Origin of the sequence: Streptomyces flavofungini, assembly GCF_041028215.1 — a bacterium.
GTDB lineage: Bacteria > Actinomycetota > Actinomycetes > Streptomycetales > Streptomycetaceae > Streptomyces > Streptomyces flavofungini_B.
The window spans coordinates 1-739 of sequence record NZ_JASKYR010001434.1; the positions used below are offsets into that span (position 1 = coordinate 1).

General features: G+C 75.0%; 1 protein-coding gene. It reads right to left on the minus strand.

The window, feature by feature from the left end; genetic code table 11:
* Nucleotides 1-739, minus strand: a 739-nt coding sequence (locus tag AB8Z36_RS41520; RefSeq protein WP_369218498.1) for an MFS transporter, incomplete at both ends; no start/stop codon positions are given.

Sequence of the window (739 nt, forward strand, 5' to 3'; positions counted from 1 at the left end):
GGATGCGGTGAATGTCGCGTACGCAGAGGTTGAGGGCGGTGGCGGCCAGAATGACCCCCGCGCACACGACGAGCACGGACCGGTCGGCGAAGACACCGGCGAGGAGCGCGACGAGGAGATACCCGAGCGGGATGGCGAGCCGCTCCCCGACCTGGTTGAACGAGCTCATGCGCCCCAGTTCGGCGTCCGGTACGTGCTGCTGGAAGGCGGTGACCCAGGTGACGCCCGCGATGTCCAGGCAGACGCCCGCGAGGGCGGCGCAGAGCAGCAGCCAGGGCAGCGGGAGGCCGACGGCCAGCCCGGCGAGGGGGAGCGCGAGTCCGCCGCTGGCGGCGACAGCGACGACGAGCAGCCGGTGCGGCCGCCACCGCAGGCACACGACGGCACCGGCGAGCAGCCCGAAGGCGAAGGCGCCCTGGACGAACCCCCAGGTCCGCGCCCCGTCGTAGTGCTCATCGGCGACGACGGGCCCGAGGAGCTGGTACCCGGCGAGGAAGGCGGCGACGAGCACGGTCCCCGCGGCCGTGTACGTCCACAGCCAGGTCCGCGACCAGAAGCCGGTCCAGCCCGCCCGCAGATCGGCGAGCACGGAGTCCCGGGCGGCGGGCGCGCCGAGCCGCAGTCCGAGCAGGAGCAGGGCGGCGGCGACGAAGGTGAGCGCGTCGAAGCCGAGCGCCCAGGCGGGCCCGCCGACCGCGACGACGAGCCCGCCGCCCACGGGCCCTGCCACCTTCACGGC